This is a genomic window from Plantibacter flavus (genome assembly GCF_002024505.1).
Lineage (GTDB): Bacteria > Actinomycetota > Actinomycetes > Actinomycetales > Microbacteriaceae > Plantibacter > Plantibacter flavus_A.
This window is the reverse complement of sequence record NZ_CP019402.1, coordinates 1,886,765-1,909,097: the sequence shown is the minus strand read 5'-3', so window position 1 is coordinate 1,909,097 and position 22,333 is coordinate 1,886,765. Positions and strand designations below refer to the sequence as shown.

Sequence of the window (22,333 nt, the reverse complement as noted above, 5' to 3'; positions counted from 1 at the left end):
ATGGAGCGGTGATGCACGAGGCCCTGGCGATCGACATCGGCGGCACGAAGGTCGAAGCGGCCGTCGTCGACGCCGAGGGACGAATCATGCCGGGCACTCGGTTCCGCGGTCCGACGGGCGCCGCGGCCACCCGCGAGGAGCTCGCGGCGTCGATCCTCCGAACCGCCGAACGGAGCGTCTCGGCCCATGGCGGGCCGGTGTCCGGAGTCGGGATCGGTTCGGCCGGCCCCATCGGCAGGACCGACGGCACCGTCTCGCCGATCAACCTCCCCCGACTCGCCGACTTCCCCGTCGTGGCGGAACTCCGGCGCTTCACGTCCGGTCCGGTGGAACTCCGCCTCGACGGCACCTGCATCGCCCTGGCCGAGCACTGGCAGGGCGCACTCCGCGGAACCGAGAACAGTATGGGCATCGTCGTCTCCACCGGGATCGGTGGCGGGATCATCCTCGGATCCCGACTCGTCCCCGGCACCTCGGGCAACGCCGGCCACCTCGGACAGATGCAACTCCGCCGACGCGAGCCGGATGCCGTCGGCACACCCTGGACGTTGGAGGGCATCGCGTCAGGCACCGCGACGGTCGCCTGGGCGCGCGCCCAGGGATGGACCGGCGCGACGGGCGAACAGCTCGGGGCCGACTACGCGACGGGAACGGAGATCGCGATCCGCGCAGTCCGACGTTCCGCCGAGGCCGTCGGCGAAGCCCTTTGCAGCATCACCACCCTGCTCGACCTGGAACGCGTCGCGATCGGCGGCGGCTTCTCGCGGGTCTCGCCCGACTACCTCGACCTCGTCCAAGAGGCTGCGACCGCGGCTGCGCTGCACGCCTACGCCCGTGAGCTGCGCGTGGTCCCGGCCGGGCTCGACGCCGACGGGCCGCTCATCGGCGCTGCCGCCCTCGTCCTCGCGGACTGAACGCGCACGTCCCGATCCGGAACGCCACCGGTCCCCGAGCCGCCCCATCCCGGTCCCTGAGTAACCCCGCACCGGTCCCTGAGCAACCCCGCACCGGTCCCTGAGCTTGTCGAAGGGCCCCTTCGACAAGCTCATGGACCGGATATCGGTAGGGCGGGTGGGACTTGAACCCACGCATCGTTCGGTTATGAGCCGAATGCCTTCACCAGCTTGGCTACCGCCCCGTGCGGAACCCAGTGTACCGAGTGGCCCGCCGGGCGGGAGTCAGTCGCGGGATTCCTGGCGGTCTGCGGTCGCCGTGTGACGCTCGGTCGTCGGGTCGACGACCTGCTCGCCGCGGTAGAGCGCTTCGAAGGTGTCGAGCGTGCGCTCGATGTCGTGTGCGGAGACGAGCTCCAACGATGCGTCCTGCATCCGGCGGTACTCCTCGGGCGAGGCGCTGAGTACCGTGGCGAGCCGCTCGGCCAGGGCGTCGACGTTGCCCGGCTCGAACAGGTACCCGTTGACCTGATCGTGCACGAGGTGGGGCAGCGCCATGGCGTCGGCCGCGACCACCGGGAGACCGGAGGCCATGGCCTCCATCGTCGCGATGCTCTGCAGCTCGGCGATGGACGGCATCGCGAAGACGGTGGCGTTCGTGTAGGCCTGCTTCACCTCATCGTCGGACACCTTGCCGAGGAATCGGACGCGGTCACCGATGCCGAGCTGCTGGGTCAGCTGCTCGAGGTTCTTCGCCTGGTCGCCTCCACCGATGACGTCGACGTGGGCGTCGAGTTCCTTCGGGAGTTTCGTGAGCGCGCGCAGGAGCACGTCGATCTGCTTCTCGCTCGTGATGCGACCCACGAAGAGGATGGTGTTCCGCTTCCGCGGTTCGAACGACGGCGTGTACTGTCCGGCCTCGATCCCGCAGGAGATCGCGTGCACACCGGTCAGGCCCGTGAACTGCTCCAGGAAGTCGGCGGCCTTGCGCGTCGGGGTCGTCACGGCGAAGGCACGATCGAACACGCGACGGGCGGCAGCCCACTGCGTCCGGACGAGCCACTCCTGGGTGCGCTTGGGGATGACGGTGAAGTCGAGGATGTTGTCGGGCATGATGTGGTTCGTCGCCACCATGCGGATGCCGCGTTGCTCGGCCTCGATCGAGAGACCACGGCCCACCACGATGTGCGACTGCAGGTGCACGACGTCGGGCTTCACGCGGTCGAGGATCTTCCGGGCGTTCCGTCGCATCGACCACGGCATCGCGAAGCGCAGCCAGTCGTGCGGGTACCACCGGAGACTGAAGAGGCGGTGCGCCGTCATCGTCTGACCCTCGTGGGTCTCCTTCCACGTGCCGAACTTGCGCGAGCCCGCGGGCGCGACGATGTGGACGTCGTGGCCTCGGCGGACGAGTCCGGCCGCGAGGCGCTCGGCGAAGCGTGCGGCGCCGTTCACGTCGGGCGAGAAGGTGTCGGCGCCGATGACCACCCGCAGCGGCTTGTGGGTGTCGGCGCTCGGCGTCGTGCTGGACGCCTTCGCGAGGTGCTGGTCGTCGGGAGAAGTCAAGGTATCGGTGATTCCTCTGTGCTTGGCCAGTGATGTGAGGGGTGCGGGCGGTCGCTCACGACCCTGATGCGGCGCGGAACGCCATGCTCAAGCATACCTGCAGCCCGTTCGGGCTCCAGGGCTCAGGCGGGCGCGTCGCCGGTCGCGAGGGCCTTCGCAGCTGCTGCGGCCGCCGGCGTCTGGCTCACCTGCGGGTGATGGCGAGCGAGCTGGAAGACGCCCCACACGGCGATCGCGCCGGCCACGACGAAGCCGAAGCCCGCCCAGAACGGTGCGTTGCTCGCCTCCCCCAGCACGATGATGCCGATGCCGACGGCGATCATCGGGTCGATGACCGTCAGACCCGCGATGACGAGGTCGGGAGGTCCCGAGGAGTAGGCGGTCTGCACGAAGTAGCCGCCGAGCGCACTCGCGGCGACGAGGCCGAGCCCGCAGAGGACCGTGAGCCAGTCGAACTCGCCCTGCTGCAGCCGTCCGATGATGACCTTGGCGAGCGTCGCGACGAAGCCGTAGAGCACGCCGGTCCCGACGATGTAGAAGATGGCCGTGAAGCGGGAGCGGAACACCATGAAGCCGAGCCCGAACACCAGGAGTACGACGCCGAGCATCACCAGGATCGTGACGAGCTCGGCCTCGGTGATCCGGTGCTCGCCCGTGAAGACCGCGGCGATCGTCACGAACAGGCCGACGCCGCCGACGCAGGCGACGATCGCGACGACCGATCGACGGTTCAACCGGACGCCGCTGATCCTGCTGTTCACCACCGCCGTGATGACGAGCGCGACCGCACCCAACGGCTGGACGAGGGTGATCGGTGCGAGGGACAGGCTGCCGAGCTGGAGCACGATCGCGAGCCCGAGCATCACCGTTCCGGTCACCCAGGACGGCCGACTGAGCAGCGCCAGGAGCTGAGCGACGTTGAGCCCCGATGTCGCGTCGGTGCCGCTCGACGACTCGACCTTCGCCACGCCCCGGTGCTGCAGCTGCGCGCCGAGCGAGAGGAAGACCGCGCCGAGGAGCGCGAACGGGATGCCGAGGAGCTGCGAGGGGTTGCGGGTGAAGTCGTCCGCGAGGTCGGCGATGTCGATGGCGGAGGGGATCACCCGTCGAGGGTACCCCGCAGCCCCGCCGATCCCGGCGCGGCAGGCCGAGCCCAGCGGATAGGCTCGAGCAATGGCAATTCTCGAGATCCACGTGACCGGTGACCCGGTGCTCCATTCCGTCGCCCGACCGGTCACCACCGTGGACGACGACCTCCGGCGCCTCGTCGCCGACATGTACGAGACCATGGATCTCGCTCCCGGGGTCGGACTCGCGGCTCCGCAGGTCGGGGTCCCGCTGCGCCTCTTCGTCTACAGCTACGAGGACGACGACGGCCAGCCGTGGCGTGGCGTCGCGATCAACCCGGTGCTGTGGATCAGTCCCCCGCCGGTGGGCGAGCTCGACGAGGAGGCCGAGTCGGAAGGCTGCCTCTCCGTCCCAGGCGAGCGGCACCCGCTCCGTCGCGCGGAAGCAGCCATGCTCATCGGGACCGACCTCGAGGGTGATCCGGTCGAGCTGCGGGTCGTCGGCTGGCGCGCACGCATCCTGCAGCACGAGTTCGACCACCTCAACGGCGTGCTCTACGTGGACCGCCTCGAACTGCCGCACTCGCGCCGAGCGGCGAAGGCGATCCGCAAGGCGGGCTGGGGCGTACCCGGGATCTCCTGGCTGCCGGGTCGCGACGACCTCGAGGGCTGAACCACCTCGACGGGGACACGACGCCGGCACGATCGATACGGCGTCACCTCGACAGGCGCAGGGTGTCCGGACATGCAACGAGGCCCGAAGAGTGGAGTCTTCGGGCCTCGTTGTCCAGTCTACGGCGTCCCCGTCGATTTCGTGAAACCGACCTCGAACGACGAATCCCCCGGTCCGTATGGACCGAGGGATTCTGTACAGCTCCTCGAGTTGGACTCGAACCAACAACCTATCGATTAACAGTCGATTGCTCTGCCAATTGAGCTATCGAGGAATACGAGCTTCGACCGGCCGGACGGATCCGGCCTCTGCGTTGCAGCGCGTATCTACTGTAGCAAAGGATTCGCAGACGCCAAATCGACACGCGATCAATCGATGCCGACGGCCTCGGGCGTCTCGTACTGGGTCTCGGTGCCGCCCGACTGGGCGAGCGCCGCGAGGAACTCGTGCGGCGGATCGGCGAGCATCGCGTCGATCGGGCCGTAGCCCACGACCCGCGACTGGTGGAGCGCCAGCACGTCGTCGGTCACCTCGCGGAGCATGGCGAGATCGTGTGTCACGACGATGACCGTACCGCCGTCGCGTCGGAACCCGTCGAGCAACTCGGTCACCGTGTGCCGGACCGTGATGTCGATCCCGGCCGTCGGTTCGTCGGCGATGAACACCTTCGGGCCGAGGACGAGGGCGCGCGCGATGGCGATCCGCTGCCGCTGACCACCACTCAGCTCGTACGGGTACTTGTCGAGGCTGGAGAGCGGCATCTGCACGGCGTCCAGCAATGTGGCGACCCGGACGCCGAGCGCCTGCTCGCTGAACTTCTTGTCGCGCGCCAGGACCGGTTCCGAGATGAGCTCCGTGACGGTGAGCTCGGGCTTCAGGTGCGCACCGGCCTCCTGCTCGAGCAGCGACACCTCGAACGTGAGCTTCGTGAGTTCTCTGCGGCCCACCTTGCGCATGGAGCGACCGAGCGTGCTCACGTCGCCGCCGGACACGAACGGACGGGAGTCCGCTCCGGTCAGGTGGCGTCCGGACAGCACCCGCAGGAGCGTGCTCTTCCCCGATCCCGAGCTGCCGATGACCCCGAGCGAGCCGCCGACGGGCAGCTCGAAGCTGATGCCGTCCAGGGCTCGGTTGCTCGGACTCACGCCGTGCGCGGCGTAGTCGACGCTCAGATCACTCGCCCGGACCGCGGGTCCGTCCTGCTCTGGGTGCTTCATGAGACCTCTCCTTCCGGTGCACGGGAGCCACCGGATCGCCATCGAGTGTATCCGGCGATCCCGGCGGGGCCACGTGCCACGCTCGGTGGAGGTAGACCGCGTCAGGCCTCGGCGCGGAGCGCTCGCCGTTCCGCCTCGACGTCTGCAAGCTGCCGGGTGATCTCCCGATGCGACTCGTCGCGGGGGTCGGTGCGACGCAACGACCCGAGCAGCGCCGCCTTACGACCGAGGAGGTCGCGGTCGATCAGCGCCCGCGCGATGTCCCGGACATAGCTCGGCAGCTTCTCCTCGTTCGTCTCGGGCAGTGGGGACACTCCGAGCTCGCGTACCAGTCCGTCGAAGCCGGGTGGGACCTGTGTGATGACGGTCTCGAGCCAGGCGTTGGTCCCGAGGTGGTCGAGGCTCACACTCATGGCGTCGCGCACCACGGCGAGGGAACTGTTGGCGACCGAGCTCTGGACCGCGCGCTCCAGCATGGGACGTTCGAGGTGTTGGGGCAGCTGCAGGATCGCTCGGAGGGCGTCCTGCTCGAGGCGCGTCGACGGGTCCTTGGGCAGGTCGTTGAGCGAGGCCTGCCGCTCGCGCGGCGGCTCGGTGCCCGGTGCGCCAGGGCCTTGCAGGCGGGCGTCTCGTGCGGAGTTCTGCGAGCCTCCTGCGGCGGCACCGCCGGCGGCCCGCACGGCGCGGGCCACCTCGTCGAGTTCCATGCCGAGCTGCTTCGCGAGCACCCGGGTGTACCCGGGACGGAGCGAGGGGTCGCGGATCTCGGCGACGACCGGCGCGGCCGCCCGGAGTGCGCCGACGCGGCCCTCGACCGTCTCGAGGTCGAAGCCCGCCAGCGTCCGCCGGATGATGAACTCGAACATCGGCTCTCGGCCGTCGACGAGTTTCCGGATGGCGCCGTCGCCGCGGTTGAGCCGGAGGTCGCAGGGGTCGAGGCCGTCGGAGGACACCGCGACGTACGTCTGGGCGGAGAAGCGCTTCTCCTCACCGAACGCACGCGTCGCGGCCTTCTGCCCCGCCTCGTCAGGGTCGAAGGTGAAGATGACCTCGCCGGTGGCGGAGTCGTCGCCCATGACGCGGCGGATCATCTTGATGTGGTCGACCCCGAACGAGGTCCCGCAGGTCGCCACCGCGGTGGTCTCCCCCGCCAGGTGGCAGGCCATGACGTCGGTGTACCCCTCGACGACGACGACCCGCTTGCCGCGCGAGATGTCGCGTTTGGCGAGGTCGAGGCCGTAGAGGACCTGCGCCTTGTGGTAGATCGCCGTCTCCGGGGTGTTGAGGTATTTCGGCCCCTTGTCGTCGTCGCGGAGGCGCCGGGCTCCGAAGCCGAGCACCTGCCCGGTCGTATCGCGGATCGGCCAGATGAGGCGTCCGCGGAACCGGTCGTAGACACCGCGGTCGCCGCTCGACACGAGACCGGCCGCGAGCATCTCCTCGTCGGAGAATCCGCGGGACCGCAGTGCCTTCATGAGGTGGTCCCAGCCGGCAGGCGCGAACCCGATCCCGAAGTGGTCGGCGGCGGCGGCGTCGAAGCCGCGTTCGCCGAGAAACCGCCGCCCGAGGTCGGCGTCGCCGTCGTGGAGCTGCTGCTGGAAGTACTCGGCGGCAGCCTGGTTGGCGGCGAAGAGCCGCGCCCGGTTGCCGTGGTCGACCTTGCCACCGCCCTCCTCGTAGCTGAGCGGGTACCCGATGCGCTGCGCGAGACGTTCCACCGACTCCGCGAACGTCACGTGGTCCATCTTCTGCAGGAAGCTGTAGACGTCGCCGCTCTCGCCACAGCCGAAGCAGTGGTACAGCCCGACCGTGGGGCGCACGTGGAAGCTCGGGCTGCGTTCGTCGTGGAAGGGGCACAAGCCCTTCAGCGAGCCGACACCGGCGGACTTCAGCGAGACGTAGTCGCCGACGACGTCGCCGATGTTGGTGCGTGCCTTGACCTCTTCAACATCGCTCTGTCGAATCCGTCCGGCCATGCTTCGATCCTAGTCTCGTGCGTCCATCGTCCATCCCTGAGGGCCTCCGCGCAGCGGAGTCCGACTCCCGCTCCTGTGTGGAGGAGCGTCAGGCGCCGACATGCCGTTCGTGCCAGGAGAGGGCGCTCTGATCGGTCAGGCTCGCGATCTGATCCACGACGACGCGACGGCGTTCCGCGTCGGAACCGGCTGCGCGCCAGTCCGCCGCGAAGCCGACGTCGAGGGCCGACTCGCCGAGCGCGAACACCGCGTCCGACAGTTCGATGAGGATCTCCCGCTGCCGGACGTACAGCGGCTGGCGGGAGTCGCTGTACATCACGAACGCGGCGACGATCCCCTTGAGGAGGGCGATCTCGGCCTGGATGCCATGGGGCACCACGACGTCGGCCCCGAACCGCACGAGGCTGGCCTGCGGGAAGGCCTCCCGGGTCGCCGCGGTCGCCGCACCGGCGAACCGACCGATCATCTGGCTCGTGAAGTTCTTGAGCCGACCGAGGTCGCGCCGGGAGCCGTCCCACGCGGTGATCCAGGTGTGCGAGGACTGCAGCCGGTCGAAGGCGGCGGCGAGGTCGTCGTGGGTGAAGTCGTCGCCGGCCCAGGACAGCGCGGTGTCGATGAGGCGATCGTGTCCTGCGCGCGCGTTCAGGAACGCCGGGTCGATGTACTCCCCGACGACGGCATCCTCGAAGTCGTGCACGGAGTAGGCGATGTCGTCCGCGAGGTCCATGACCTGCGCCTCGACGCAGCGGACGCGCTCGGGAGCGCCGGCTCGCAACCAGCGGAAGGCCGCGGAGTCCTCGTCGAAGAACCCGAACTTGGCGCGACCACCGGGATCCGGCACCGACTGGGCGGCCGGCCACGGGTACTTGCAGCTGGCGTCGAGGCTCGCGCGGGTGAGGTTCAGACCGTACGGCTCGCCGTCGGAGCCGAAGACCTTGGATTCGAGGCGCGTGAGGATCCGCAGGGTCTGGGCGTTGCCCTCGAACCCGCCGATCGCGGCGGACCAGTCGTTGAGCGCTCGTTCGCCGTTGTGACCGAACGGCGGGTGACCGAGGTCGTGTGCGAGGCACGCCGTGTCGACGACGTCCGGAGCGAGGTCGAGGCTGGCGGCCAGCTCTCGACCGACCTGAGCGACCTCGAGCGAGTGCGTCAGCCGGTTCCGGGCGAAGTCGACACCGCTCGTCGGGCTGAGCACCTGGGTCTTTGCGGCGAGTCGCCGCAGGGCACTGGAGTGCAACAGCCGTGCACGATCGCGCGCGAAGTCGGAGCGTCGCGTCGAGTGGTGCTCGGGCATCCAGCGTTCTTCGTCGTGCAGGCTGTAGCCGTCCCGATCCATGGAGACGCTCCCCTGCTCGATGATGCTATCCGCCACTGTGGTCCAGTTCCGCTCCCGCGATCTCGGTCTGCTCGTCGGCGCCCAGCGACTGCGAGTCGAGCCAGCCGTAGGGCAGTGCCGGTCGTTTCGGCGTGCCCGCGCGTCCGCGCTGGCCTTCGGCCGCGGCGCCCGGGTAGGGGGCCGTCCAGTCGAGGGTCGCGAGGAGGTCGTCGAGCTGGTCGAGCGACTCCACGGTCGCGAGGCTCGCGCGGAGGTCTCCTCCGACCGGGTAGCCCTTGAAGTACCAGGCGACGTGCTTCCGGATGTCGCGGCAGCCGCGCTCCTCGCTCTCGAAGAACTCGGCCAGGAGCTCGGCGTGACGCCGGAACGCGGCCGCGACGTCGCCGAGAGACGGCTCCGCCTTGCCGCCCTCGCCCGCGAACGCCGAGCTGAGGTCGCCGAAGAGCCAGGGGCGACCGAGGCAACCGCGGCCCACGACGACGCCGTCGCACCCTGTCTCGTCGACCATCCTGAGGGCGTCCTCGCCCGACCAGATGTCGCCGTTCCCGAGGACCGGCACCGAGGTGACCGTCTCCTTGAGCTTGGTGATCGCCGACCAGTCCGCGTGTCCGGAGTAGAACTCGGCGGCGGTCCTGGCGTGCAACGCGATCGACGCCACACCGGCGCCCTCGGCGATCCGACCGGCCTCGAGGTAGGTGAGGTGGTCGGAGTCGATGCCCTTGCGCATCTTGATCGTGAGCGGGACGTCGCCTGCGGCACGGACCGCGCCCTCGACGATGTCGCGGAAGAGCCCGGTCTTCCAGGGCAGCGCCGCTCCCCCGCCCTTGCGGGTGACCTTGGGCACCGGGCAGCCGAAGTTGAGGTCGATGTGGTCGGCGCGATCCTCGGCGACGAGCATGGTGACGGCCTCTGAGACCGTCTTCGGGTCGACACCGTAGAGCTGGATGGAGCGGAGCGTCTCGCTCTCGTGGTGCTGGATGAGCCGCATGGTCTCCGGCGTGCGTTCGACGAGCGCGCGCGAGGTGATCATCTCGCTGACGTACAGTCCGGCACCGTATTCGCGGCACAGTCGACGGAACGCCGTGTTGGTGATCCCGGCCATGGGGGCGAGCACGACCGGCGAGTCGAGCACGATGGGCCCGATCGCGAGGCTCGGGCGCTGCGAGAGCGTGGTAGGAAGAGACATCACCCTCGATTCTCCCAGATGATCGGCGCTCCCGCGCCCAGTGAGGACCACATGCCAGACGCCGTCCCGCCCGCCGACCTCCAGCCGTCCGGCCGCGAGCGCGTCCGAGCCGCGGCCGCCGCACTCGGTCTCGACGTGGAACTGGTCGAGCGACCGCCCGCGCGCAGTCTCCACGAGGCGGCGGAGCTGCTCGGCATCGAGCCCGCGGACATCGTCAAGACGATCGTCGTGAAGCGTCGCAGCGGCGACTACCTCTTCGCCCTCGTGCCGGGCGGCCGCAAGATCTCCTGGCCGCCGTTCCGCACGCTGCTCGGCGTGAACAAGCTCGCGATGCCCGACGCGGCGACGGCGTTCCAGGCGACCGGCTACGAGCGCGGCACCATCACCGTCCTCGGCGCGAGTGCTCCACTCCCCGTCTACGCGGACGAGCGCATCCTCGAGCGCGGTGGGCGCATCTCGATCGGCGCCGGGGAGCACGGGTGGAGCGCCTTCGTCGATGCGGCGGAGTACCTCGCCGCCATCGGCGCCGTCACCGCCGACCTCACCGAGCCGGAGGACCCTCAGTCCTGAGCCGGCTCCGACGGGAACACGAGGCAACTGTCGCCCTCGCAGACGACGGCGTCGCCCCCGAGGAGTCGGAGCGCCGGCCGGACCGTCGCGGGCTGTCGATCGCCGACGCTGCGCTCAGGCGACGTCGTCTCCGTGCTCACGCCTGCACCGGCTCGGTGCTCGCGCGTTCCGTCCAGACCTGCTCGAGGACCTGCGTGAACGCGGCCGCCTCCTGCGCCCCGGACACCCCGTAGGCACCGTCGATGACGAAGAACGGGACGCCCTGGATGCCGTACCCCTGTGCCGTCGCCTGGTCCTCGCGGACCGCCTGCGTGTACTGGCCGGATTCCAGCGCCGAGACCACGGCGGACCGGTCGAGCCCCACCTCGACGGCGAGGTCGGCGAGGTCCTCGATGCGACCGACATGACGGCCCTCGGTGAAGTAGGCACGCAGGAGGCGCTCGGTCATCTCGAGCTGCTTCCCCTCCGCCTTGGCGAGGTGCAGGAGCTCGTGCGCCTTCACCGTGTTCGTGTGCTGGAGGATGCCGAAGTCGTACTCGAGACCGGCGTCCGAGGCGATCCCCGTCACCCGATCGAGCATCTGCTGCACCTGGTCGGCCGGCATGCCCTTGTGCTTCACGAGGAAGTCGATCTCGGTGCCGTCGAAGTCGACCGGGGTGTCGGGTGCCAGCTCGAAGGAGTGGTACTCGACCTCGACCTCGCGTCCGTCGCCGAGCTGTGCGAACTCCGCCGCACCCCGCTCGAACTTGCGCTTGCCGATGTAGCACCATGGGCAGGCGATGTCGGACCAGACGTCGATCTTGATGGGTTCACTCATGTCAGGGCCAACCACCGACACCCGTCGCTCATTCCCCCGAGGGCGCCGGGGCGTCTGGCACGTCGCGCGCCCCGCCGAAGCGGCGGTCACGTCCGGCGTACCGCTCGACGGCCTCCCAGAGCTGACGCCGCCCGAAGTCGGGCCAGAGGGTGTCGAGGAAGACCATCTCCGCGTAGGCCGACTGCCACAGTTGGAAGTTGCTGGTGCGCTGCTCTCCGGAGCTCCGGACGAAGAGGTCGACGTCCGGCAGGTCGGGCAGGTAGAGCCGGCTCTGGACGAGACGCTCCGAGACGGCCGACGGCTTGATGCGGCCGGCGGCGACGTCGTCGGCGATGCTGCGGACCGCGTCGACGATCTCGTTGCGCCCGCCGTAGTTGACGCACATGGTGAGCGTCAGGCGGTCGTTGCCGCGCGTCAGCTCCTCCGCCGTCTGGAGCTCCTTGATGACGGAGGTCCACAACCGCGGCCGACGCCCCGACCAGCGCACGCGGACGCCCCACTCGTTCAGTTGGTCGCGCCGTCGATGGAGCACCTCGCGGTTGAACCCCATGAGGAAGCGGACCTCGTCGGGTGAGCGCTTCCAGTTCTCCGTCGAGAACGCGTACACCGACAGGTGCTTGATCCCGAGTTGCAGGGCACCGGCGACGACGTCGAGAAGAGCGGCCTCGCCCGCCTTGTGCCCTTCGACCCGCGTGAGCCCGCGTCGGTTCGCCCACCGGCCGTTGCCGTCCATGACGATCGCGACGTGCGACGGCACCTCACCCTTGGCGAACGATGGCGGGACCTCCCCCGTCCAATCGATCGGTTTGAACGGCACCGCGTCGCGGTGGGTGTAGGGCTTCGGGGTCACCCGCGGCTCCGATCCTGTTCGAGGTGCGCGAGCGACCGCAGGCCGCGCTCCAGATGCCATTGCGCGTAGGCGGCGGTGAACCCGCTCGCGCGTGAAGCCGTCTGCTCGGCGGCGGCCTCCGCGTACTCCCAGTCACCGGAGAGCAGTGCTCCGAGGAGCGAGAGGGTGTCGGCGTCCAGCCGAGGGCTGCCCGAGGGCGCGCAGTCGTCGCAGACGACCCCGCCGAGCTGCACGACCACGTGTGAGTACTCGCCCTCCGTGCCGCACCGCGAGCAGGCCCCGAAACTCGGCGCCCAGCCGGCGAGCGAGAACGCCCGGAGCAGGTAGGAGTCGAGCGTGAGCCGCGGACCGTGCTCGTGCTTCGATAGCGACCGCAGGGCGCCGACGAGGAGCAGGTACTGCTGGAGGGAGCCCTCGGACTCGGTCAGACGATCGGCCGTCTCCACCATCGCGCTCGCGGCCGTGTAGCTTCCGTAGTCGGCGCTGATCTCGGCGCCGTACGAACCGAGCGACTCGGCCTGGGTGATGGTGTCGAGACTACGGCCCTCGTAGAACTGCACGTCGGCGACCATGAACGGCTCGAGCCGGGACCCGAACTTCGAGCCCGTCCGACGGACACCCTTCGCGACCGCCCGGATCTTGCCCCTGCTGCGTGAGAGCATGGTGACGATGCGATCGGCCTCGCCGAGCTTGTGGGTCCGCAACACCACCACTTCGTCTCGATATACCGGCACGCATCGATTATCCCGCCTCGCACCGACAACGTGACCCGGGAACCGCCGTCGGGGATCGAAGGAGCGCCTGGAGAGATGAAGCCGTGAACGAGGTCCTCTTCGTCGTTCCGCTGTGGGTCGACCTCTCGGCGGTCGCGATCGGCGCCGTCCAGGGTGCCATGTTCGCGGCCAGGTTCCAGGATCGTCAGCTCGACTGGCTCGGCGTCGCCATCATCGGCGTCGTCGTCGGACTCGGTGGAGGTCTCATCCGCGACATCCTCCTCGGACAGGTGCCGGCGTCCCTCCAGAACAACTGGTACCTCCCCGTCGCCTCGGGAGCCGCACTGCTCGGCATGTTCCTCCTGCGCACCATCACGAGGCTCGGGCCCGTCATCATCGGTCTCGACGCCCTGACGATCGGCATGTTCGGAGCGATCGGCTCCACCAAGGCCCTGGCAGCCGGTCTGCCGGTCATCCCGGCGATCTTCGTCGGCACCGTCTCGGCCGTCGGTGGATCGGTCCTCCGCGACGTGATGCTCGGCGTCCCCGTCGCCCTCATGCACGTCGGGTCGCTCTACGCCGTGGCGGCCGCGGTCGGGACAGCCCTCCTCGTCCTCGCCGTGACCTTCGGTGCGCCGCTCGGGGTCGCGGCGATCGTCGGTGTCTCCTCGACCGCGGTGATCCGCCTCCTGGCCGTCCGGTTCGGATGGACGTTGCCCGAGCAGCGCCAGATCGGCGGATGGCGGATCTGGCGCCGCTCGACGCGCGGCTGAGTCGGCTCAGTCGACCGCGAGTGCCGCGACGGGTGCGATGCGGGTCGCCCGACGTGACGGGGCCACCGAGGCCGCGGCCGTCAGGAGTGCGGCGAGCACGACGATCACCGCGACGATGGCCCATGGGATGACCGGGAAGATGAGGCCGGGCGAGCCGTTGATCGCGCCGAGCATCGACTGAGCGCCTGCCCACCCGTAGAACGTCCCGAGGACGAGGCCGACGACGACGGCCGCGATGGTCAGCTGCGCCGCCTCGATCACGATCATGCGACGGATCTGCGCCGCGGAGAACCCGAGGGCGCGGAGCAGTCCGAGTTCGCGAGTGCGCTGCAGGACGCTGAGCGAGAGGTTGTTGACCATCCCGACCGCGGCGATGAGCGCGCTCAGTCCGATGAGGGCGGAGAAGACGCCGACGGTCGTCGCGACCACGGCCTGCGTGCCCTCGTAGACCTCCGGATTCGCGGCCTGTGCGTTCAACACGAACTCCTGGAAGTTGGCCGCGGCGACCGCGAACATCGTCACGAGGGTCACGCCGATCACCAGTCCGATCGTCGTGCGTGAACTGCGCTCCGGGTAGCGGACGGCGTTCTCGGCGGCGAGTCGAGCCGTCGCGGAGGTGCCGAACAGTCGGCCGACCAGCCGCAGTGCCGGCGGCATCACGAGGTGCGCACCGAGCACGAGGCCGGAGAAGGAGACGATCCCGCCGACGATACCGATGAGCACGCCGAGCGGCGACACGAGCCCGACACCGACCCCAGCGAGCAGGAGCAGGACACCGACCACGAAGAGACCGATCGCGACCGCGTTCCGGGCGGGCCGGGCGGTGGCCTCCTCCCGACTCAACTCCTGCGATCCTCCGATCGCCTGCATCGGGGTGACCGTCAGGACGCGACGCGCGCCGATCCAGGACGCGAGCCAGGTGGTCAAGACGACCGCCACGACCGGCAGGAGCACGGCCGGTTCGACGATCGCGTACGGCAACTCGGGCAGCACACCGGTCGCGACCCCGATCCGGACGAGCGCGAAGGTCGCGAGGAGCCCGACGAGCAACCCGGCTCCCCCGCCGAGCAGGCCGACGACGACGCCCTCCCTCGCGACGGCGCGACGCTGCGATCGCGCCGTCGAACCGATCAGGCGCAGCAGCGCGATCGTCCTCGTCCGCCCGGCGACGATCGTGGCGAAGGTGTTCGCCGTGACGATCGCGCCTACGTACACCGCCAATGAGACGAACACGGCGGCCGCGAGGATGAGCATGATCACCACGGTGCCGCTGGACCCGGTCACGTCGTCGGCCAGGATGAACGTGGAGAGCACACTCGTCACCATGAGCAACAGGACACCGAACGAGGCGCTGAGCGTCGCGACGAGGAGGCTCGCGCGATGCTCGCGGGCCCGGGGCCCGAGATCCGCCCGGCTCATGCCGCACGCTCCATGCCGAGCATGAGCGCCGAGATCTGCTCGGGGGTCGATCTGGGACGGTCCTCGACCACCCGGCCGTCCGCGAGGAACACGATCCGGTCCGCGTAGCTCGCGGCGATCGGGTCGTGCGTCACCATCGCGATGCTCTGCCCGTATTCGGTGCTGGCCGCCGCCAGCAGGGCCAGGACGCTCCGCCCAGTGCGGGAGTCGAGGTTGCCGGTCGGTTCGTCCGCGAAGAGCAGCTCGGGCCGCGTGGCCAGGGCACGCGCGATCGCGACGCGCTGCTGCTGTCCACCCGAGAGTTCGTGCGGACGGTGCCCGAGTCGGGACGCGAGTCCGAGCGTGCTCACGAGCACGTCGATCCAGCTCTGCTCCTCACCGGTCGGACGGCGGGCGTCGAGCTCGAAGGGCAGCCGGATGTTGGCCGCGACGTCGAGCGTCGGCACCAGGTTGAACGCCTGGAACACGAACCCGACACGACGCCGACGGAGGATCGTGAGCTGCCCGTCGTCGAGGTCCGTGATGTCCTGGTCGCCGAGACGCACCCGCCCCGCGGTGGCCTGATCGAGGCCCGCCATGATGTGCATGAGCGTCGACTTGCCCGAGCCGCTCGGGCCCATGATGGCGGTGAACCGGCCCCGTTCGATCTCGAGGTCGACGCCGTCGAGGGCGACGACCTGGTTGTCGGCGGGTCCGTAGCTCTTCCTGAGTCCGTGGACGCTGGCGACGACGGACGGCTGTGCTGAAGTGGTCATACTCCGAAGCTACGGAGCGAGGTGCCGGGTGCGCGTCGGGCGCACGAGCGACCCGGGTACATCCTGGGGATGATCATCGATCAATCCGCGGTTGCCCGTTGGACCGCCGTCAGACCAGGCCGTGTTCGAAGGCGAACACGACGAGCTGGACCCGGTCGCGCACCTCGAGCTTCGCGAAGATCCGGCTGATGTGCGTCTTCACGGTCGCCTCGCTGAGGAACTCGGCGGCGGCGATCTCGGAGTTGCTCAGTCCGCGCGCCGCGAGGAGGAAGATCTCGCGCTCGCGCGCCGTGAGCTCGGCATAGCGCTGCGGTGCGGCCGGAGCGGCCGGCGCCTGCTGGAAGTGCTCGAACAGCTCGCGGGTGGCCGACGCGGCGATGACCGCGTTCCCGGCATGGACGGTGCGGATCGCCGCGAGGAGGAATTCCGGCTCCGCGTCCTTGAGGAGGAAACCGCTGGCACCGGCTCGGATGGCCGTCGCGGCCGCCTCATCGAGGTCGAAGGTGGTCAGCACGACGATCCGTGGACGCTCGCTCCTGCGCGCATCCGCCTCCGCCAGGATCGTCTTCGTCGCCTCGATCCCGTCCATGACCGGCATCCGGACGTCCATGAGGATGACCTGCGGACGTGTCCGTGCGGCCAACTCGACCGCTTGACGCCCGTCGGAGGCCTCGCCGACGACGCGCAGGTCCGGCTGCGAACCGATGAGCATCCGGATCCCGCCTCGGAAGAGCGCCTGGTCGTCGACCAGCGCGATCGTGATCGCCCCCGCTGCCGTCGCGTCACTCGGATCGGTCATCTCGTCACTCCCACCGTCGCGTACGGGATCGATGCGTAGACGGTGAAGAGACCGTCCACCAGGGTCGTCCCGAACCTGCCGCCTGCCAGCGTAGCGCGCTCGTTCATCCCGGCGAGGCCGTGCCCCATGCCGGCCTTCGGCGGTTCGAGCTTCGCCCGGTTGACGACCCAGAGCTGCAGCTCGGGTCCGGTCCAGTCGAGATGGACGTCGATCGGCCCACGATGGTCGCCGTGTCGGAGCGCGTTCGTGAGTGCCTCCTGGATGATGCGGTACACGGCGAGCTGCGAACCGGTCGCCACCGGTCGTTCCTGACCGTGGTTCTGGACCACCACGTCGAGTCCGGCTCCGCGCAACTGCTCGTAGAGCCGCTCGAGGTCGGCCATGACCGGCTGCGGGCCTTCGGTCTGCTGGAACCGCAACTGCGCGAGGAGCACCCGGACATCGGCGAGGGCCTCTCGGGAGATGCTCGAGATCGTCCGCAAGGCCTGGTCGGCCGAATCCGGGTCCGCGGCCAGCGCATACCGGGCCCCGTCGGCCTGGGCGATGACGACGGCGAGGGAGTGCGCGACCACGTCGTGCATGTCGCGCGCGATCCGGTTGCGCTCCTGTTCCACGGCGACGTCGCGCTCGGCCAGGAGTTGCGCCTGGCGGCTTTCGCGGGCGAGCCGCCACGTGCGCATGAGGACGCCTGCGGTCCAAGCGAGGCCGAAGAAGGCGGCGAACGCGAGGAACATGAACAGTCCGACCGTCACCTGCGCGACCGGTGTCATGTCGTTCGCAAGGCCGAAGGTACTGATCTCCGCGCCGATGCCCGTGGTCCAACTCGGGACGACGATCACGTAGAACGCGATGAGCGCGGCACCGACGAACGCGGATGCGAAGGAGACCCATCGCACCACCCGGCCGCCGTAACTCGCCGCGGCGTAGAGCACGACCGGGATCGCGAAGTTCGCGGGATCCGGCGCGAGCAGGAGGATGAGCTGCAGCAGAGCAGCGGCCCAGGCCACGGACAGCGCGATCGCCGGAGCGAGCCGGCGGAGCGCCAGTGCACCGCACATGCCGAGCAGGACGATGGTGTACCCGGCCGGGCGCGTCGTGTACGCAGCGGCGGTGAGGATGAACAGCACCGACGGCAGCGCGATGTCGAGGGCCAACTGGCCGGGCCGGAGCGTGCGGAACATCCTCCAACCGTACGACCTGACCGCTGACGGATCGGTCGTCGCCCGGAAAGATCATCCTCCCGGCGTACGCCGCGGAGCGAGACGCCGCGCCCGGCCGACCCGAAGGCGGACCCGGCGCGGCGGCGTCGTCAGATGGAGGCCAGTTCCCGCGCCTCGACCTGCGTGCGCACGGCACGGTTGACCGCCGAGACCACTGCCTTGAGCGAGGCCGTCGCGATGTCGCCGTCGATGCCGACACCCCAGAGGCGCTGGTCGTTCACCTGGAGCTCGACATAGGCGGCCGCCTCGGCGTCGCCTCCGGCGCTCAGCGTGTGCTCCACGTAGTCGTACAGCGTGACCTCGATGCCGCGTCCGGAGAGCAGGTTGAGGAAGGCCGCGATCGGACCGTTGCCGGTCGAGGTGCGCTCCTCGACCCGCTCGCCGTCGCGAAGGGCGACCTCGAGGACCACCGTGCCGGCGAGATCGCTCGACGTCTTCGTGGACTGCAGTTCGAACCGACCCCACTTCGCGTCCGCGACCGCCGCGGGAAGGTACTCGTCCTGGAAGATCGACCAGATCTGGCTACTCGTTACCTCGCCGCCCTCGGCGTCGGTCTTCGCCTGGACGACGCCGGAGAACTCGATCTGCAAACGACGCGGCAGGTCGATCGCGTGATCGGTCTTGAGCAGGTAGGCGACGCCGCCCTTGCCCGACTGGGAGTTCACGCGGATCACGGCCTCGTAGCTGCGCCCCAGGTCCTGCGGATCGACCGGCAGGTACGGCACGGCCCATTCGAGGTCGGCGACGTCCTTGCCCTGCGAGACGGCGTCGACCGACATCGCCTCGAAGCCCTTTTTGATCGCGTCCTGGTGAGAACCGCTGAAGGCCGTGAAGACGAGGTCGCCCGCCCACGGGCTCCGCTCGTGCACCGGCAGCTGGTTGCAGTGCTCGGCCGTCCGCTTGACCTCGTCGATGTCGCTGAAGTCGATCTGCGGGTCGACACCCTGCGTGAACATGTTGATGCCGAGCGCGACGAGGTCGACGTTGCCGGTGCGCTCACCGTTCCCGAAGAGGCACCCCTCGATCCGGTCGGCGCCGGCCAGGTAGCCGAGCTCGGCTGCCGCGATCGCGGTCCCGCGGTCGTTGTGCGGGTGCAGGGAGATGATGATGTTCTCGCGGTTGGCGAGGTTGCGGCTCATCCACTCGATCGAGTCAGCGTAGACGTTCGGCGAGGCCATCTCGACCGTCGACGGCAGGTTGATGATGACCTTGCGGTCGGCCGTCGCCTCGAGGACCTCGACCACCTGGTTGCAGATGTCGACGGCAAACTCGAGCTCGGTACCGGTGTAGCTCTCCGGCGAGTACTCGTAGTAGATCTGCGTTCCGGGGACCGTCGACTCCATCTCGCGACACTTCCGGGCGCCGTGGAGGGCGAGGTCGATGATGCCCTGCTTGTCGCTACGGAACACGACGTCGCGCTGCAGAACGCTCGTCGAGTTGTACAGGTGCACGATCGCCTGCTTCGCGCCGCGCAGCGACTCGTAGGTGCGTTCGATGAGGTGGTCGCGGGCCTGGGTCAGCACCTGGATGGTGACGTCCTCGGGGATCGCTCCTTCGTCGATGAGGCTGCGGACGAAGTCGAAGTCGGTCTGGCTCGCGCTCGGGAACCCGACCTCGATCTCCTTGTAGCCCATCTTCACGAGCAGGTCGAACATGATGCGCTTACGTTCCGGACTCATCGGGTCGATGAGGGCCTGGTTGCCGTCGCGGAGGTCGACGGCGCACCAGCGCGGGGCCTCGGTGATCCGACGGTCGGGCCACGTGCGGTCGGGCAGCGAGACGCTGAACTGGTCCTGGTAGGCGCGGTAGCGGTGGACCGGCATGCCTGATGGGGTCTGGGTGTTCTTCATGATCCTGGGATCTCCTCGTGGGATTGGGGGTGAGCCAACGACGAACTCCGCGACGAGGGAGGCCTGGAACTAGGACTCGTCGCGGCAGCTAAGGAGGAGCAGACCGGAGAACACGTCGTCAGCATAGCACTCCCCCGCGCCGCCGGTCAGGTGACCAGTGAGGCGAGGTCTCGCACGGACACGTCCGGGAGGTAGGCGCGCCCGACCGCGATGCCGATCGCCGGGAGGGTCAGGGGGTCCGCGTAGCCGAGCACGAGCGGACGCTCCTCCGGTTGGAACTTGCCCTTGAAGGCCAAGAGCGAGCGGAACCCGTAGACGGGTTCGAGGACGTTCCCGAGGTACGTCAGGACCCGGTCGATCCCGTCCGTCTCCGGTTGCTCGGTGCTCCTCGAGCGCGCGAGCGGAGCCCCGGAGAGGCTCATCTCCTCGATGCCGTCCTCCTTGAACCGAGCGGCGGCTTCGGCGATGAGGAACTCCATGACGCCGTTCATGCCGTCCGTCCGACGCCGCATGAAGTCGAGGGTCCAACCGACCAGTTGACCGTCGCGCCGCACCGGGAGCCAACTCGTGACGCCGTGCAGCCGTCCTTGCTCGTCGACCGCGAGCAGGAGCCGGACCTCCTCGTCGACGAGCTCGTCGATCCCACCGAGGGTGAACCCCATCTCGGGCAGCTTCCGCTCGGCGACCCACTCCTCGGAGATCTCGGCGATCTGCGCCGCGAGCCCGACGCCGAGCGCCCCGTAGGTGGACCAGACGGCGGTGATCCCCGCGCGGTCGGCCCGGTTGACGGAGGATCTGATGTCCTGCCAGCGCTTGCCGACCATGCTCCAGCCCTGCGGGTGCAGGACCGTCTCCTCGGCGACCTGGACGGTGCGCCAACCGATCCGGTGGAGCGCTGCTGCGGTCTCCTCGTCCACGCTGTACAACGCCACCGTCAGGCCCGAGTCCTCGCAGTGCTCGATGAACCGCTCGAGGACCCCCTGTTCGTGGCGGTCCCTCCCGAAGAAGCCGCCCGTGGTGACCGCGACCCCGGCGACGATCCGGTAGGCGATGCCCGCGCTGCGCTGCGGGTCGAACCAGGTGAGGTTGCCCGGCCAGGTGGCCATGTGCCCGATGGAGTCGCTACCCTCGGCCAGGAGCTCGCGCAGCCGGCGCTCGTCGGCCGGCGCGATGGCGTTCGCGACCCGGCTCAGCGGCCAGACCGCGCCGAGCAGGATGATGCTCCACCAGACGGGTCCGACGGCGTGGAACACCACGCCGGTGAGCGGGGCGACCGGTACGAAGCCCGGAAGGACGTTCCGCAGGTACGCGGCGGGGACGAAGCGCTCCGGCGCCGCACGGAGGACCTCCCACACGTCGGGCCTCGGCGAGAATCCTCCAGGCTGGAGCAGGGCGACGACCACGAAGAGCGCGGCGAGCACGACCCACGACGCGCCGACCAGGGCGAGATACCCCAAGGCGCTGCGTCGGGTGGCCCGCACGGGGAACCCACGACGGAGCACGACCAGGAGCGCCGCCACGACGAGCGGCAGCAGGATCGCCGCCCACAGCGCGATCGCGATCTCGACGGACCGCTGCTGCGCGCCGTGCCCCGTCCCGAGCAACGAGGAGGGGTGTCCCGTCGGGTGGAGTCGCACCCCCGCTCCGAGCGACAGCGCACTCAGGACGGCGAAGGACACCATGATCGCCGTGGCGAACCAGACCGCGAAGCGTCTGCCGCGGAGCAGGCCCCACGCTGCGAAGAGCAGCGCGATCATGGGGACCACCGAGAGGAGCACCGCTCCGAAGCCGTCGACGCGCACCAGCGTGAGGTCACGCAGGCACTGTGCTGACACGCCGACCGTACGGCACTGCCCGATGACCCGTCCGGCGTCCGGGATGTTCTGCTCGAGCAGGAGCACGAGCGGCGCGAGCGGACCGAGGTGCCTGCCGGAGAGGAAGGTGATGAGCGGTCCGACGCCCATCATCGCGACGACGGACGCCAGGAGCACCCGTGTCTCGTGGTGCGAGCTCCGCACGCGTCGCACCGACGGGGTGGCACCGGCGAGCACGACCCCGAGCAGGACGCCGACCAGCGCTGCGAACAGTCGTGCGAGATCCTGCGGGAGTCCCGAGTACAGCAGCACGATCAGGGCGCCGACGACGACGAACGCGCGGATCCGCCGACGCCAGAGCGGCCCGTGGAACGCACTCGACGCGGCGAGGGCGCCGAGGGCGCCTGCCACCGGGTCGAATGCCACGATGCGAGCGACCTCGCCGCTCCAGAACTCGCCGCCGAGCGTGCCGAGGAGTTGGAGCCCGATGGCGAGCGCGTTCCCGGCGACAGCGGTCACCAGCACCGCCAGGAGCGTCTTGGCGGCGCCGAACCGTCGCTCGGCGAGCACCAGCGCGGGGACGCCGATCAGCAGGAAGGCGAGGAGCCCGAGCACCCCGTCGGTTCCCAGGGCACCGGTCAGGAGCGCCCACCAGTGTCCGTCGACGACGACCTGCTCGTACCCCACGCCTGCCGCCTCACGGATCGCCGACCGCCAGGCGGGCGTCGCCACCGGCGGCGTGCGCCACACGAACGCACTGACGACGAGCACCAGCGCCGTGATCCCGATGCTCATCGGCACCGACCTGAGCACGCTGGTCACGAGTCGGCCGAACGGCG

At 69.5% G+C, this 22,333-nt stretch carries 20 protein-coding genes and 2 tRNA genes; 4 read left to right on the top strand and 18 right to left on the bottom strand.

What is annotated here, in order from left to right; translation table 11 throughout:
• The first annotated feature begins 11 nt into the window (after positions 1-11).
• The gene (locus BWO91_RS08995) at positions 12-914 is read left to right on the top strand and encodes an ROK family protein (protein WP_079002356.1); all 903 of its coding nucleotides are present in this window, start codon (positions 12-14) and stop codon (positions 912-914) included.
• A gap of 149 nt (positions 915-1,063) precedes the next feature.
• On the opposite strand, the gene BWO91_RS08990 is transcribed toward BWO91_RS08995, so the two are convergent.
• The 3 genes from BWO91_RS08990 to BWO91_RS08980 form a co-directional block, all read right to left on the bottom strand.
• Positions 1,064-1,138 (bottom strand) — tRNA-Ile (locus tag BWO91_RS08990).
• Positions 1,139-1,178: 40 nt separating this feature from the next.
• Positions 1,179-2,459 (bottom strand): glycosyltransferase, encoded by a 1,281-nt coding sequence (locus BWO91_RS08985; protein ID WP_369821876.1) that lies wholly within the window; start codon positions 2,457-2,459, stop codon positions 1,179-1,181.
• 122 nt (positions 2,460-2,581) lie between these two features.
• A complete protein-coding gene (locus BWO91_RS08980) occupies positions 2,582-3,562 on the bottom strand; it encodes a DMT family transporter (protein WP_064293648.1) in 981 nt (326 codons plus the stop codon).
• A gap of 70 nt (positions 3,563-3,632) precedes the next feature.
• On the opposite strand from BWO91_RS08980, the gene def reads away from it, so the two are divergent.
• A complete protein-coding gene (gene def, locus BWO91_RS08975; RefSeq protein WP_064293647.1) occupies positions 3,633-4,199 on the top strand; it encodes a peptide deformylase in 567 nt (188 codons plus the stop codon).
• Between the two features lie 201 nt (positions 4,200-4,400).
• Here the strand turns inward: def and BWO91_RS08970 are convergent.
• From BWO91_RS08970 to dusB, 5 genes are all read right to left on the bottom strand, one after another.
• Positions 4,401-4,473: transfer RNA gene (locus BWO91_RS08970), tRNA-Asn, on the bottom strand.
• 94 nt (positions 4,474-4,567) lie between these two features.
• The gene (locus BWO91_RS08965; RefSeq protein WP_064293646.1) at positions 4,568-5,416 is read right to left on the bottom strand and encodes an ATP-binding cassette domain-containing protein; all 849 of its coding nucleotides are present in this window, start codon (positions 5,414-5,416) and stop codon (positions 4,568-4,570) included.
• Positions 5,417-5,517: 101 nt separating this feature from the next.
• Complete coding sequence (gene dnaG, locus BWO91_RS08960) at positions 5,518-7,392, bottom strand: DNA primase (protein WP_079002354.1); 1,875 nt, start codon at positions 7,390-7,392, stop codon at positions 5,518-5,520.
• A gap of 88 nt (positions 7,393-7,480) precedes the next feature.
• Entirely contained in the window at positions 7,481-8,728 is a 1,248-nt protein-coding gene (locus BWO91_RS08955) for a deoxyguanosinetriphosphate triphosphohydrolase (RefSeq protein WP_079003903.1), read from the bottom strand.
• Between the two features lie 25 nt (positions 8,729-8,753).
• Entirely contained in the window at positions 8,754-9,914 is a 1,161-nt protein-coding gene (gene dusB / locus BWO91_RS08950; protein ID WP_064293643.1) for a tRNA dihydrouridine synthase DusB, read from the bottom strand.
• Positions 9,915-9,965: 51 nt separating this feature from the next.
• Between dusB and BWO91_RS08945 the strand changes: the two genes are divergently transcribed.
• The gene (locus tag BWO91_RS08945; RefSeq protein ID WP_079003902.1) at positions 9,966-10,484 is read left to right on the top strand and encodes an aminoacyl-tRNA deacylase; all 519 of its coding nucleotides are present in this window, start codon (positions 9,966-9,968) and stop codon (positions 10,482-10,484) included.
• Here BWO91_RS08945 and BWO91_RS19925 read toward each other — a convergent pair.
• Genes BWO91_RS19925 through recO form a run of 4 tightly spaced genes read right to left on the bottom strand, consistent with a single transcriptional unit; the run spans position 10,475 to position 12,885 of the window.
• Positions 10,475-10,624: a hypothetical protein gene (locus tag BWO91_RS19925; RefSeq protein ID WP_167620458.1), complete on the bottom strand. Its 150-nt coding sequence runs from the start codon at positions 10,622-10,624 to the stop codon at positions 10,475-10,477. The genes BWO91_RS08945 and BWO91_RS19925 overlap by 10 nt on opposite strands.
• On the bottom strand, positions 10,621-11,301 hold the full coding sequence (locus BWO91_RS08940; protein ID WP_079002353.1) for a DsbA family oxidoreductase: 681 nt from the start codon (positions 11,299-11,301) through the stop codon (positions 10,621-10,623). The genes BWO91_RS19925 and BWO91_RS08940 overlap by 4 nt, the downstream gene beginning before the upstream one ends.
• A 28-nt stretch (positions 11,302-11,329) precedes the next feature.
• Entirely contained in the window at positions 11,330-12,151 is an 822-nt protein-coding gene (locus tag BWO91_RS08935) for an isoprenyl transferase (RefSeq protein ID WP_079002352.1), read from the bottom strand.
• Positions 12,148-12,885: a DNA repair protein RecO gene (gene recO, locus BWO91_RS08930; RefSeq protein WP_064293640.1), complete on the bottom strand. Its 738-nt coding sequence runs from the start codon at positions 12,883-12,885 to the stop codon at positions 12,148-12,150. Before recO ends, BWO91_RS08935 begins: the two co-directional genes overlap by 4 nt.
• 83 nt (positions 12,886-12,968) lie before the next feature.
• Between recO and BWO91_RS08925 the strand changes: the two genes are divergently transcribed.
• Positions 12,969-13,637, top strand: coding sequence for a trimeric intracellular cation channel family protein (locus BWO91_RS08925; protein ID WP_064293639.1), 669 nt, complete (start codon positions 12,969-12,971; stop codon positions 13,635-13,637).
• 6 nt (positions 13,638-13,643) lie between these two features.
• On the opposite strand, the gene BWO91_RS08920 is transcribed toward BWO91_RS08925, so the two are convergent.
• From BWO91_RS08920 to BWO91_RS08895, 6 genes are all read right to left on the bottom strand, one after another.
• A complete protein-coding gene (locus BWO91_RS08920) occupies positions 13,644-15,056 on the bottom strand; it encodes an ABC transporter permease (protein WP_064293638.1) in 1,413 nt (470 codons plus the stop codon).
• Positions 15,053-15,811, bottom strand: coding sequence for an ABC transporter ATP-binding protein (locus BWO91_RS08915; protein WP_064293637.1), 759 nt, complete (start codon positions 15,809-15,811; stop codon positions 15,053-15,055). Before BWO91_RS08915 ends, BWO91_RS08920 begins: the two co-directional genes overlap by 4 nt.
• A gap of 109 nt (positions 15,812-15,920) precedes the next feature.
• Positions 15,921-16,610, bottom strand: a complete 690-nt coding sequence (locus tag BWO91_RS08910; RefSeq protein ID WP_079002351.1) for a response regulator — start codon at positions 16,608-16,610, stop codon at positions 15,921-15,923.
• Entirely contained in the window at positions 16,607-17,791 is a 1,185-nt protein-coding gene (locus tag BWO91_RS08905) for a sensor histidine kinase (protein ID WP_079002350.1), read from the bottom strand. Before BWO91_RS08905 ends, BWO91_RS08910 begins: the two co-directional genes overlap by 4 nt.
• Before the next feature lie 128 nt (positions 17,792-17,919).
• Positions 17,920-19,680: a 2-isopropylmalate synthase gene (gene leuA, locus BWO91_RS08900; RefSeq protein ID WP_079002349.1), complete on the bottom strand. Its 1,761-nt coding sequence runs from the start codon at positions 19,678-19,680 to the stop codon at positions 17,920-17,922.
• 146 nt (positions 19,681-19,826) lie between these two features.
• A complete protein-coding gene (locus BWO91_RS08895; RefSeq protein WP_167620457.1) occupies positions 19,827-22,289 on the bottom strand; it encodes a bifunctional lysylphosphatidylglycerol flippase/synthetase MprF in 2,463 nt (820 codons plus the stop codon).
• Between the last annotated feature and the right edge of the window lie 44 nt (positions 22,290-22,333).